15 protein-coding genes are annotated in these 13,269 nt (G+C 32.8%); 14 read left to right on the top strand and 1 reads right to left on the bottom strand.

Annotated features, from left to right (window positions below; genetic code table 11):
- Positions 1 to 412: 412 nt before the first annotated feature.
- The 13 genes from OSJ91_RS11860 (at position 413) to OSJ91_RS11920 (ending at position 11,739) form a co-directional block, all read left to right on the top strand.
- Positions 413 to 781, top strand: coding sequence for a VOC family protein (locus OSJ91_RS11860; protein ID WP_048687544.1), 369 nt, complete (start codon positions 413 to 415; stop codon positions 779 to 781).
- Positions 782 to 967: 186 nt separating this feature from the next.
- The gene (locus tag OSJ91_RS11865) at positions 968 to 1,390 is read left to right on the top strand and encodes a bleomycin resistance protein (protein WP_485891651.1); all 423 of its coding nucleotides are present in this window, start codon (positions 968 to 970) and stop codon (positions 1,388 to 1,390) included.
- A gap of 186 nt (positions 1,391 to 1,576) precedes the next feature.
- Entirely contained in the window at positions 1,577 to 1,858 is a 282-nt protein-coding gene (locus OSJ91_RS11870; protein ID WP_063576493.1) for a hypothetical protein, read from the top strand.
- A gap of 1,353 nt (positions 1,859 to 3,211) precedes the next feature.
- Positions 3,212 to 3,631: a hypothetical protein gene (locus OSJ91_RS11875; protein ID WP_485891652.1), complete on the top strand. Its 420-nt coding sequence runs from the start codon at positions 3,212 to 3,214 to the stop codon at positions 3,629 to 3,631.
- Positions 3,632 to 4,679: 1,048 nt separating this feature from the next.
- Positions 4,680 to 4,997 (top strand): hypothetical protein, encoded by a 318-nt coding sequence (locus OSJ91_RS11880; protein ID WP_485891653.1) that lies wholly within the window; start codon positions 4,680 to 4,682, stop codon positions 4,995 to 4,997.
- Positions 4,998 to 5,123: 126 nt separating this feature from the next.
- Positions 5,124 to 5,495, top strand: coding sequence for a YxiJ family protein (locus tag OSJ91_RS11885; RefSeq protein WP_485891654.1), 372 nt, complete (start codon positions 5,124 to 5,126; stop codon positions 5,493 to 5,495).
- 139 nt (positions 5,496 to 5,634) lie between these two features.
- On the top strand, positions 5,635 to 5,997 hold the full coding sequence (locus tag OSJ91_RS11890) for a hypothetical protein (RefSeq protein WP_485891655.1): 363 nt from the start codon (positions 5,635 to 5,637) through the stop codon (positions 5,995 to 5,997).
- 185 nt (positions 5,998 to 6,182) lie between these two features.
- Positions 6,183 to 6,806, top strand: a complete 624-nt coding sequence (locus OSJ91_RS11895) for a transglutaminase-like domain-containing protein (protein ID WP_485891656.1) — start codon at positions 6,183 to 6,185, stop codon at positions 6,804 to 6,806.
- Between the two features lie 615 nt (positions 6,807 to 7,421).
- A complete protein-coding gene (locus OSJ91_RS11900; RefSeq protein WP_485891657.1) occupies positions 7,422 to 8,078 on the top strand; it encodes a VanZ family protein in 657 nt (218 codons plus the stop codon).
- A gap of 655 nt (positions 8,079 to 8,733) precedes the next feature.
- The gene (locus OSJ91_RS11905; protein WP_485891658.1) at positions 8,734 to 9,207 is read left to right on the top strand and encodes a hypothetical protein; all 474 of its coding nucleotides are present in this window, start codon (positions 8,734 to 8,736) and stop codon (positions 9,205 to 9,207) included.
- A gap of 148 nt (positions 9,208 to 9,355) precedes the next feature.
- On the top strand, positions 9,356 to 9,925 hold the full coding sequence (locus OSJ91_RS11910) for a hypothetical protein (RefSeq protein WP_485891659.1): 570 nt from the start codon (positions 9,356 to 9,358) through the stop codon (positions 9,923 to 9,925).
- A 102-nt stretch (positions 9,926 to 10,027) separates the two neighbouring features.
- Positions 10,028 to 10,345: a hypothetical protein gene (locus tag OSJ91_RS11915; protein WP_485891660.1), complete on the top strand. Its 318-nt coding sequence runs from the start codon at positions 10,028 to 10,030 to the stop codon at positions 10,343 to 10,345.
- Positions 10,346 to 10,521: 176 nt separating this feature from the next.
- Complete coding sequence (locus OSJ91_RS11920; RefSeq protein ID WP_485891661.1) at positions 10,522 to 11,739, top strand: eIF2A family protein; 1,218 nt, start codon at positions 10,522 to 10,524, stop codon at positions 11,737 to 11,739.
- A gap of 165 nt (positions 11,740 to 11,904) precedes the next feature.
- Here OSJ91_RS11920 and OSJ91_RS11925 read toward each other — a convergent pair whose 3' ends face one another.
- Entirely contained in the window at positions 11,905 to 12,405 is a 501-nt protein-coding gene (locus OSJ91_RS11925) for a hypothetical protein (RefSeq protein ID WP_485891662.1), read from the bottom strand.
- Between the two features lie 216 nt (positions 12,406 to 12,621).
- Here OSJ91_RS11925 and OSJ91_RS11930 point away from each other — a divergent pair, with 216 nt between their 5' ends.
- Complete coding sequence (locus OSJ91_RS11930) at positions 12,622 to 13,185, top strand: group-specific protein (protein WP_485891663.1); 564 nt, start codon at positions 12,622 to 12,624, stop codon at positions 13,183 to 13,185.
- Positions 13,186 to 13,269 lie beyond the last annotated feature (84 nt).

The following is a 13,269-nucleotide window of genomic DNA, read 5'->3' on the forward strand; positions in this document are numbered from 1 at the left end:
CCCGTATTTTTAATTATTGGTTAGTTAAAACTTTATTTATTGTTTCCGGATTATTAGCTTTTCTTGCTAGTATTTACGGATTTTTAACCTACGTAATGATCAACTAGAATGAATATCAAACAGCAGCTTGGATATTCTCTCTAAATTGAAAGGGTTTCATAAAAACTTTAATCCTTGTTGAAAATAACGAGTGCGTTAGCTGAAGATCGGAGCAGTCTTTAAGCAGCTCTTTTTCGTATGGCACTAACGGGGCAGGTTAGTGGAAGATGTAACTATAAATATAAAACATTAACCATAAGAGATTCTTATGTATTTTTATAAAAAATATAAAATTTTATTTACGTTGGAAGTTTAGTATCCTTGTATTAAAGGAGAATTTCGGGAAAATTTTGAATTCATTGGGGGTGCTAAAATGATTAAAGGATTACATCACGTTCAGATAACTATTCCAAAGGAGACTGAAGAAAAGGCTAAAAATTTCTATTGTGGTATTTTAGGTTTACAAGAAATCGAAAAACCCGAATCCCTTAAAGGACGAGGAGGATTTTGGTTAAAAGTCGGTGATAAAGATGTACACATTGGAACAGAAGATGATTTTGATAGATTGAAAACTAAAGCACATATTGCTTACGAAGTAGAAGACATCTCATATTGGAAAAATAGATTAACAAAAGAAAATATACAAATACTTGATGGTGTTCCAATTCCAAATTTTGAACGATTTGAATTTAGAGACCCATTTGGTAATAGGGTAGAAATGATTCAAAATTTGAACTTATAGGTTCTTTTTTGAATCATAGAGTTCATAGAAGGCCTTAATGAACTAACGGGTGCTTTACTTCATTATCTGGAGCTGATCAGCAGCTCCTTTTCTTATGGAACTAAAGGGGCAGGATAGTTGCATAAGAATTAATAGTAAGTGAGTGTTATAATATTACAATAAATAAATTAAGTGGGGGAAGCATTTTTGCACAAACTCAATGCCTTGATACCAGAGCTCTCGGTTTCAGATATGAAGCAAAGTTTATATTTCTATTCGGAAATTCTCCTGTTTACAATTGAATATCAACGACCAGAGGATAAGTTTGCTTTTCTGTCATTAAATGACTGCCAGATTATGATTGAAGAAGTAAATGGTTATTGGAATACTGGGGAGTTATCTTATCCGTACGGAAGAGGAATTAATTTCCAAATAGTTATAAATGATATTGATCTACTATATGATAGTTTGAAAAAGAACGAGTATCCAATTAAATTTGATATTCAGGAGAATTGGTATAGAGCTGAAACTAAATTAAAGGGACAAAAAGAATTTTTAGTTATGGACCCTGATGGTTATCTATTAAGATTTGTCCAAATTTTAGGTGAAAAAGATGTTGAGACTGATTAAGCTATGCAACAGGGGAAATTTAGTAAATGTATCAAGCTACTTTATGTTAATAGGTGCTTTACTTAAATAATGGAGTTGCTTTGGCAGCTCTTTTTCTTATGGAGCTAAAGGGCAGGTTAGTTCAACAAGTATTTTACCAATATTTGTAGAATGTTCTTTGTATAATCAATTTTAGGAGGGGGTAACTTGAACAAAAACAAAGTAGGATGGTTATTTTTAGGGCTAGCAGGGTGCTTAGGCTTATTATTTATTATGATGGCAGGGGAAGGTTACGGTTTATCTACTAGTAGCATAGACGGGAATATGCAGTTGAATTTTTTAGGGATAAAAATTGCTGACGGTATTACAACAACCGCAAGATGGAACCAGTATGGAACATATTTTTATCTATGGAGTTTAGTACCGTTAACATTAACTATTTTCTGTTATCGTAAATTTTTAAAGCTTGTACCAACTATTTCAAACTAAAATATTTGAATAGCTGTCTTTTAGGACGGCTTTTTTTTATATTGTAAGATTGTGAAAGAGTGTACACTTAAACTAACGGGTGCGTTAGCTGAAGATAGGGGCTGTCTTTAAGGCAGCTTTTACTTTATGCAACTAAAGGGCTGGTTAGAAGAGAGGTATTGTGAAACATTTCCATATAGGAGAATAGAAAAATAAGCTAATATAGGTTAAGGTAAGCCTTTAAGAATAGAACAGGAGGTTTTGATGTTGAAACCACATACTCAAGGTTTTATCGCCTGCCTTATAACAGTCATTTTAGCTGCGTTAACTATTTGGTTTAAGACTGGAACAGTTAATTTAGAACTTATAATATTTTCTATATCTTGCCTCTATGGTACTTATCTTCTCATTTCTTTTTATTACAGTCGAAAAAGTAAAAACTAGGTTTGTTCTTCAACGGGTCGCATTAGTTAAAGAACATAGATTGTTTGTGGCAGTTTACATCTTTTTTTATGGAGCTAAAGTGGCAGGTTTATTCAATAAGATAAGGAAATTTTTTCTTGAGGTATAAAGGATGATTTTTGGTAAGATGTCTTTATGGAGAAGTGTATTACAATGAAAATATTAAAAAACAGAATAAAGCCCTTGTTTATTCCAGCGTTACTCTTATGGATAACAGCAGGAATTACCATCTTTGTTTCCACCTTGTATTACGGTGTTTACAGTGATTATCGGTCTATGGCTTATATCCTCATAGTCATTGGATTGTCTTTAACATTAATTGAACGGTATTTACTAGAAAGGGCAACAAAAAAGGAACTAATTGGCCTAGGTTTGACATTTTTACTAATCATATTATCTCAATTGTGGGTAATATATTTTTTGTGATTGAACAAAAAGATGATTTACTTCAATATCAGAAGACGAATCAGCAGCTCTTTTTCTTATGGACTACAGAGGCTGAATAATTGAGGATGTATTTTAGAGGAATATAATTGGAGTAATTATTAAAGATAAAAAGAGGATACAAAAGATGAAAAAGAAAGGCAAGAAGGTTTTTTCAAAAACATAATGAATGAAATTCGTGATTCCATCTTATCTGAATTGGTTTTTAACATCTTAACTCTTATTCCAAGAATGATAATTCGTTTAGTAAAGAGTTTATTTTAATTGATTGAGTCGGAAGTGCTTCTTAATGAACTAACGGGTGCTTTACTTCAATAACAGGGGTTGCTGCGGCAACCTTTTTCTTATGGAACTAACGGTGCAGGATAGTTCCATAAGAAATTAAAGTGAACGGGTTAAATTATCAAAAATATAAACAATCAATTATTATAGTAATGTTAATAAAATTTGAAAGGAAATACCCATTAAATGAAAATTGCTCTATTCCTTTTTATAGGTTTTTTAGTATACCTGTTTCTAACAGAGTTGTATAATTCTCATTTCGCTGCTTCTGGTTTAAGCTCTGCGGTAATATTTTTCATATCAATAGTTGTAATCTACTTTCTAAAATCATTACAAAACTTCGCATTAAAGGGAGAATGTGAACATCCCTCATTGAAAGTTGAAGCTGATTTTAGTGCGGACCCTATATGGTGCAATGTTTGTGGTTTTAACTTAGACATTGATGACTTCCCTATATCTGAAGAACTAAAAGAGGAACTATTTAACTGGGTTCAAAATTATAAAGAAATACCTATTGATGAGCATAATAAAATAGGTATCGACTTAACTGCAAAAGTTAAGGGTGAAATAGGGAGAGATTACCCCATCATATTTATTGAACAGTAGTAAATAACCAATATTATTTTTCTTCTTAAGCTAATGGGTGCTTTACTCATTACCAGGAGCTGATCAGCAGCTCCTTTTCTTATGGCACTAAAGGGGCAGGTTAGTTCCATAAGGAAATGGATTATTTTACACTTATGAATAATTACTCTTTATTGTTATTATTTTCTTAAAGGTTCAAATTATTTTAATTTTGATATCGTTAATTCACCATTAAGGAATGTGATTTACTGTGAGAGCAATAAATACAATTAACTTAGTTACAAAGTTATTAATTTTTTTAATTTTTGTCTCTTTTAATACATATATTTGTTTTTATGCAAAAGACAAAATAGAAGGCATAGTTACTGCCTGTATAGGTATCTTTCTAGTGATTTTAGTGGCAACTATTGCATTTATTTTAGATAAAAAGCCAAGGTAATCTGATTTTCTAATTTCGGAATATTTATTGCAGCATCAATAAGGCAATTAACAGATAAAATTTCAAATAAATTGTAGGGTCCATAAAATACATAATTAAATAACTTAATCTTAAAGGGTGCGTTAGCTGAAGATCGGAGCTGTCTTTAAGGCAACTTTTTCTTATGGAACTAAAGAGGGGCAGGTTTGTTGAAGAAGGATTGAAACTTTATTAATTTAGGAATGTAAAAGAAAGTAATATGGGTAGGAAACAATAACGATAAGGGAGGATAAATAATGGAAACTTGTAGCAAATGCGGCAACGAACTTACGAGAGCCTATATTTCTGGAATTCAAGGAGAATTTCTGATAAACAAAAAACCAAAAGGCTTTTTCACGGATAGTCCGATTTACAGCAAAGTATCTCCTTATGTTTGTTCTAAATGTGGGTATTTAGAGTTCTATGTAGAACAACCTGACAAATTCAAATAATGAAAAGAGATTTCTACTTCTTGTAAAAGACTCAAGGTTGCTGAGGCAGCCTTTTTCTTATGGCACTAACGGGGCAGTTTAGTTTAAAAGTAACATAGTTTTAGTTGTGGTAAAATATGTTATTGTAATAGTTAGAAATTATTGGGAGGAGGTTTTTTATATGAAAGGGAAATTAGTTTTAACCCTTGGTTTTGCAGGAGTTTTAGCAGTATCAATCGGTTTTGCGAAAGACTTGCAAAAGACAGAAGCATCTGCAGAAGTTTCCTCAAAACAAACAGATACATATAAACTTGTTACTAGTGAGGAACAAGATCGTAGAGAAGGTATGTTAGCTGAAGGAAAAGATGTTACCACAGTTATAACAGCAGAAGAGCAAAATATGGTAGAAAATAGTTCAGCTCAACAAGGGTTTGTTCCACAAGAAAATGGTACAGGTTTCTATTTCGAAAAAGAGAAAAAAATTAAGTTTAGTTATTAAACTAACGGGTGCGTTATCTGAAGATCGGAGCTGTCTTTATGGCAGCTTTTTCTTATGGAACTATCGGGGCAGGTTAGTTGAAGAATATATGGTAAAATAAATATATTCAACATACTTATTTGGTGGGTGTTAAACATAGATAAAAACCATATTTATCAAGAGCTCGAGGCAATAAAAAAAAGTTTATATAATCCCTTTCCTTATCGTGATACTGATAAGATACAAAATGATTTTATAAGTGAATTTTCCAAAGCCGATAGCTTAACTGCTGATTTGAATACCTATTGGATGAACATCGCAGGAAGTCTCAGTTATGTTCTAAAAGGAAGGGCCAACAGAATGCCACAAGAACAAAAAGATTGGCTTCATTTATCATTCTTTGAGGTCTTTCAACAATATAGCTTTTTTGAAGAAAGCATAAGTAATTATCCCGAGTTTTATAGAGAGTATATCAATTATGAAAAAACACGAAAGCTGTTATTAACTTATCAGTTGTGATAATAAGCTTCAAGAAGTGTACAACACAAGTGCTGCCATTTGAGGCGGCATTTTTGTTATGGAACTAACCGGGCAGATTAGTTCAACAAAGACTGATATAATATGAAAAACATTAAAATATGAAAAGGGCGGACAATGAATGGATAATGATGTTGGACTTGATTTCTTTATTGGAAATACAATAAAAGAAACACAATACTTAGAAGAATCCGTTAAATTTAATGAAGAGTTGCAGGGTTATCTTCAGATTAAGGAAGAATACGGTAAAAGATATAGAAAAAGGGGACCTTTCGATTTGCTTATAGGGTTAGACCAATATGGTGATAAAATATTTTCAACGCAAGAAATAAATCAGTTAGTAAACATTTGCGAGGGTATAGTTATTAAATACAAAACAGATAATTTATACGGGCAAAAAATAAAACAATTTGCTGAAAAATTAATCGAACTTTGCAAAGAAGCATTACTGAAAAATAAGTTAATAGTAGCAATTGGCGATTAAAATACAGGTTAGCAAAATTGTGAAGGTTTGTACTTAAACTAACGGGTGCTTTACTAATAAGGGAGTTGCTTTGGCAGCTCTTTTTCTTATGGAACTATCGGGGCAGGATAGTTCAATAATACATCCTTTTAATTAGTTGTAATATACTGTATAATAGTACAATATTATGCATAAGTATTCATTAAATGGGGGTGGAGTTTATAAATTTAGTTTGTGAGTCTGATAAATTAGATGATTATTTACTCGAATTAAATGAAGTTAATTATTATAAGCCAATTATAATCAAGAAAGCAGATGAACTTTTCAATCAATCTCAAACGGAAATTGAAAAAGCTAAAGTAGCTTTTGAATTTGTTCGTGATGAAATTTCTCATTCTTGGGATATTCAATCGACACGAGTTACTTGTAATGCTTCGGACGTATTACACTTTAAAGAGGGAATTTGCTATGCAAAATCAAATCTATTAGCATCCTTATTGCGGTCGCAAGACATACCAACAGGGTTCTGCTATCAAAGATTGATGTTGTTTGATACACCAGAAAAGGGGTATTGTATTCACGCGTTAAATGCTGTTTTTTTAAAATCAATTAATAAATGGGTAAGATTAGATGCTCGTGGAAATAAAAAGGGTATTGATGCTCAATTTTCAATTGTTGAAGAAAAATTAGCATTTTCCACTCATAAGGAACTTGATGAAAAGGACTATCCAGTTATCTATACAAAGCCACATCCCAAAACGATAGCTGTATTAGAGGAGCATATTGATGGAATAGAAATGTATAAACATCATTTACCTGAGAGTTTATAGTTATTTCACTAACGGGGGCGTTAGCTGAAGATCGGATCTGTCTTTAAGATTAGCTTAAATCGTCTATTTGGATATAAATGATTCTAGATGTTTTTTTATGTCTCAATTCCGGGTGAGTAACAGAATCTTCACAATGGACATAGTGTGTAGGGCCTCTGATGATAAGTCATTATGTTCTAAAATCTCCCCCAAGGGTACTGAAGGCCCCTCAGTATCGGGGGATTTTCGTGGTGTAAACAGTTGGAATAATAATCAGTTCGGTGACATAGTGGTAATAACCTGACAGAGGTCAAAAACACAGCCCTGTATCAAGCCGTAAAGAAGCTGATATGGGGGTCTATTCTATTTTGAGTACATATTTTTCACTATGTAGGATGAGGGCAGCAGACAGTTATGAACGCCTTTTTTTCTTATAGAACTACGGGTGCTTTACTTCAAAAAGCTGTCTTTAAGACAGCTTTTTCTTATGGCACTAACGGGGCAGGATAGTTCATTAAGAAACGCAATAAAATCTTGGTTTTATTAGTGATAATGAACGAGCAGAATTAAATTCTAACAAAGGTATATTTTATGGTAAAATAAGGTTTGTTTGAGCTGGAAGGAAGGGTCGATGGAGTGTATTTAATTAATGGTAGTTTGCTTATTGGAATTGGAGTTATATGTTATTTGGCTGGAAGAGGTATTTTAATAGGGTTTAAATTAAAAAAACAAAAACAAGTATATTGGTTAAGGGAAGTTATTAATTTTCTTTTTGTTTTATACATACTTATGGTTGTTTCCGTTACACTGTTTCCATTAGCTTTATGGATTGATTTTAATATGCAAAATATTAAGTTTGGCTTAAATCTTATTCCATTTGTTGGGATTATAGACGATATTAAACAAATAGGTATTGCATATGACGGTGATACCGTGTTTATGATTAGGCTAATTATTAGAAATGTGGGTGGAAATATATTATTATTGATGCCTTTGGGTGTATTATCACCGATAATATGGAATAAATTTAAGGATTTTAAAAATATTGCACTACTCGGATTTGTTATATCAATTAGTATAGAAACTATACAATTTATTGAACTAATAGCAGGTGGTCGGGGAAGAACAGTTGATATTGATGACGTAATTTGTAATGTATTAGGTGTTATTCTTGGATACTTCATTTATAAATTTACGTTTAAAATAGCCAATAAATTTCAGATCGAAATATTACAAAATTTAAACTCTGGGAATTCAAGATTATTTGATAACGATAAAGGAACTCAATTATAAAGTTTTTTGAACAAACAGGTGCTTTAGCTGACGATCAGAGCTGTAAGAGGCAGGTTAGTGGAATAAGGAATATGGTTAAATGATATTTACGGAGGAAGATATGGCTTCAAATAAAAACATTCCAAATTGCCCTATAAATGGTGATACACTTTAAAAAAAAGGAGGGCAATTCAGATTGGAATTCAAATTTGGGAACGGTGCTATTGTGCTACCCCCTTTACACATTACGATTATCGCAATAATTATTATTTTCTTTTTAGTAAGGTGGAGCAAGCAATTAGAAACACGACGATTTACGATTTTCTTTTACTTTCTGATAAGCACTTACATTGCTCCAATTTTTTCTCGCAGTACAAAAGAAGGTGTCTTTCAGCTATGGATTCCGTTGGGCTTTATATTAGTTTTCTTTTACTTGTTTCTCAGTAAAAGAAACCATCCATCTAAAATGAAAGCGTGTATTTTAGGACTTTGCGTAGCATTATATCAGTTGATTTTTCAATATGTTAGGTAGTTTTTGGTATTCCACTAACGGGTGCGTTAGTTTAACAAAGGGTTGCTGCGGCAACCTTTTTATTGTGGAACTAAAGGGGCAGGATAGTTGCATAAGGAATGGAGAATATAACCTATAAAAATTATGAATGCGGGTGGATGTTTATTGAAACTTCCTAAAGGAGTAACTGGTTTTTATAATGCAAAATATAATAAGCCACCAACAATTGATGGGAAACAATTTAAACAGCAATGTTTTAGTATCATTAAAAGGAATAACGGAAAAGTGTTGGAATTCATAGAACCACAGTTTGTAACTAATTTTTTAAATCTCGAAGTTAAAGTTTTTAATAATCATTTGCATATATTGCTTAATGAACATTATCCTTTTTTAGCTTTTGCTTCCTTTGTTGATTTTGAAAATATTAATTTTATTGATGAACCCGAATTATTGAAACAGTTTAGTCCTTTTTATAAGGTTTTGGGTATGGAGGAACTTAACGAACCATTATACATTAAAGAGGGTACTGGAAAGATTATTTTAAAAAATGATAATGAATTGAACAGTGCTGAATTGGAACAAATAGCGTATTGGAAGCCAAAAAGTGTTGGAGAGGTAATCTATAATTTTTGGGATTAGAACTAATAACGCTATTGAACAAACGGGTGCGTTAGTTCTTTTTAAGAGCAGTGAAGAACAGCTCTTTTCTTATGGAGATACGGGCAGATCAGCTTAATAAGAAAATGATGATAAAATGATGTAAACAGGGAAAAGTGAGGCGACCAATTTGAGAATAGAATTAGCAACATATGAAGAGATTGAAAAACTATTTACAAAGTATAAAAAATTCAACACACATCTTCTCGAGGAGCCAAGAAAGGTGTTTCCCTATATTGGTATTATGGATGTATATAATCGAGTTCTTACCGAGCAAGAGGCACAAGATTTACTAGGTTATGAGCAACATCATTCAAAGTATGGTACCAGATTTTTATGTGCCTTAACTCAGATTTATCATACAGATAATGAAGTATTTGTTCATTTCAATAAAAAAGGTTTAAGTAAAGAACAATTCAAATTCATTCTAGGCTCCTTAAATCGGATGGAGGCTAGTATTTTTAGAAAGTTGTTTGCTAGCAACAAGGGCATATACAAAATTGGTGATGAAGAGGCACTTAAGTTTCTAGTTAACCTTTCAGTTGAAGAATTGTATTTTTCGAATTTTTTCTTTCCTTCTCTTGATACAGTTTTTATAGGAAATTATGACCTATGTTTCCCCGTGTATAGCAAGACAAAAGAAGGATTTGAGAAATGCCGAGAGATTATTGAAAGAAATGGATTATTTATACGACAATAATCCCGGAGCTGTCCTTAAGATAGCTTTTTCTTATGAACTAACGGGGCAGGATAGTTGAACAAAAGGTACAATAATCTGGTATTTCATTTAGGAGGCTTAGATATGAATGATTACGGATATTTTAACAATGAAAATTATACGGGAAACCACCTACATATAGACAATTACAAAAACGAGTTTACTCCTTATGTCGAGGCCATTGCTTGGGAAAGACAAGATAAAACAATGGATATATTTTTCGGTGATTTTGAAAATAAAAAGGAGTTTAACACATTATTTGGAGCTAAGGAACGTTATTATGATAACTTTATAGGGGTATTTTTAGGTAATGTAAAAACAGACGAACAAGCCTATGAACTGTTTCGTAGTTGGGTCGATACTGTGCTATATCCGTATAGAAATGGAACTAATAAAATGTAATTTAGTTAAACTAACAGGTGCTTTACTTCTATATGGGGCTGGAAACAGCTCCATTTTCTTATGCAATTATCAGGGCAGGTTACCTGAAGAAGGTTTTAAATAAAAAGGTGCATTCTAATTGCGAAATGAGAATCGTAATAACATATATGGTCATCCTAAAAGAAGGAGGGATGATCTTGTTATTACGGATATTATTACTGCTGATATTATTCAGTTTTGATTTATCTACTATTGCCAGTGCAGAAGCTCCACTTACTGCTGCATTTATCCGTGACCACCAACTATGGATCAAAAAGGGAAATCAAGAAATACAACTTACAAAGAAGCGATATGTGTATAATCAGAAATGGTCATATGACGGTCGGTTTATTGGTTATATTGATGGTGATGAGAAGGGAGAAAAATCGGATTTATTCATTTATGATACAAAGGAAAAAGAAAGCTACCAACCTTATGTAATGGTCGTAACATCTGACTTTAAATGGTCGCCGATAAATAATCAACTGGCTTACAATGAACAAGGTTTATTGAACGTTACGAAAACAAAGAACGGTCGTCCACAGGGTTTTGAAAATGTCTCACTTGGGGTTAGTGGTTTTGAATGGTTTCCGAACGGGAAAGAATTTATCGTTGCCTCACAATCCAGCTTACGTCCTACTGGATGGGGCCCAATCCCACTTTATAGAATTCCAGTAGATGCAAATCTTGCTAAAAATAAAATAAAGCCTTTTTATACTATTCAAACTAAAGAACCTGATTTGTTCGGGATTGATGCCGATTATTTTAAGTGGAGTTCCGATGGGATGTGGGTTAGCCTTTTAATTATTCCTACAGCTTCTTGGTCAATGGATAGCAATACGTTATGTGTCCTATCATCACAAGGAAAACACTTTCAATCAGTGGGAAAAATGTTAGGGTTTAAAGACTGGTTTAAGTGGGCTCCTCTAGCCAATCAATTGGCCTACATTTCAGGAGAAGGAAGATTTTTCGTTGAAAACAAGAAGATGACGATTGCCGAAATACCAACATCTAAACAACAAAAGGAATACACACCTAAAGGATTTGTAGACCTTGATCTGGAATGGTTCTCTAAAGATTTGGTAATTGTGGCTCGTGCGAAAGAGAACAAGGAGTGGAAAGAAGGACCTGTACCAAATATGTTCACATCACTTTACGCTATAAACATAAGATCAGGAGAGCAAAAACAAATCTCGTTTCCAAGGAAGAATGAACTTGACGAAGATCCTCAAGTAGTTAGATCTTATCTTACTTTGTTTCGAAGGAAGGCAGAGGATTTTCAAGGTGATGTATGGGTGAAAGATGGTATTAGTGGGCAGGAATATTTATGGATTAAGAACGTTGATTCAGCTCCAGTCTTTTATGATCCAAAATAAGGTCAAGAATTTGTTAATCGAAATTTTATTAAGCTACAATCATTCTTCAAGTTGAAGGTCGCTTTTTTCATTATTTTATCAACAAGATTGTGACGGACTATACATAAACTACGGGTGCGTTAGTTCAACAAAAAGACCGATTATTTCGGCCTTTTTGTTTTTTTGTTATTTAGAAGTGAATGTAAATGTTTCTTTTAAAGGTCTGCCTTCGCTACCCTTTTGAGTCCAAACGATTTCAACTTCCAATTCCGTCGCTTTTTCAGCTAAAAGGAAATTGCTAAATTTATAAGGATATCCATCATTCAATTGTTTTGCTAAAGAAATCGCCTGTTCATTAGTATCTATTTCTCTACAAGGATTATCAGGAGGACAACCAAAAAGTGCAAACTTCGTCTTAGAATTAGGTTCATTTCTAAACATATGAATTTCCGCAGACAATACATCCTTACCAATGTTATCAACCTTTAAAGAGTAAGTATGAAATTTTCCCTTTTCGGGCTTTATTAACCCCTTATCTTGTTCAGCTTCGCCTACTTGAACTGACCATTGTTTCGATGTTTGTTTGGTTGGTAATTCACCAAAGGTTAAAGCTTTTGCCTCTAGAGTTGGTGCGACTATGTTCAAAAGAAATAATGTACATATAGCAAGTATCGTTTTCTTAACCATAACTACCTCCTTGTTTTAGTTACAGTTACTTTGCCCAAAATGGAATGGAATATGTTTTGAACTAACAAGTGCTTTATTTCAATAAGGAAGGTTGCTGCGGCAACCTTTTTTCTTACGGAACTAAAGGGCAAGTTAGTTCAACAAGCAGACGAACTTTAAAGAGGAGAATGTTGATCTTTTGTTGAAGTGTATATAATTAGAAGTGGAGGTGCCACAATGCAAGAATATATATATCATATGGTTCCTAAAGAAATGATTGGCGATAAACTTATACCATTGAATGCTTTAGTTAAGATCTACCCTCATTTGTATGAGAAATATACGAAAAAGTATTTTGACCACCCTGAGAGACCGAAACTGCTGAAAAAACAAATCCCTAAACTTAATTGTTTATGGAATGATGTCCTCCATTTTCTACCGTTACATCCTTATTACGTTTACGAAGCTATCACAAGCTTAGGAATAAAAACTAAAGAAGAACAACAATTTTTAAAAATCCCAATTGAAAGACTAACAAGTAATACAAATGCTATATTTCTTTACACAAAAGAGAAATACAAAGGTCCAGCTGAAGATATTGAAAAAGATGAAATTAAGCTATTGAATATTGAGACCTATAAAGAACTTAAAGAAATACCCTCAGCATCAGTAGAATATTACAAAATTGAAAATGAAAAGGGTAACAGATTTGGTCTCTTTGCCTACATACCACATTTATTAAGTCTTGGAAAAGTTGAAATTAATGATGTGGAGATTGTAACTTGGAATAAACTCGAATAAAGAGGATTCCTGCTTTAGCTGAAAATCGGGGCTGTCTTAAGGCAGCTTTTTCTTTATGCCACTATCGGGGCAGGGGAGTTCAAC

The organism is Bacillus sp. T-10(2022), from assembly GCF_056502895.1.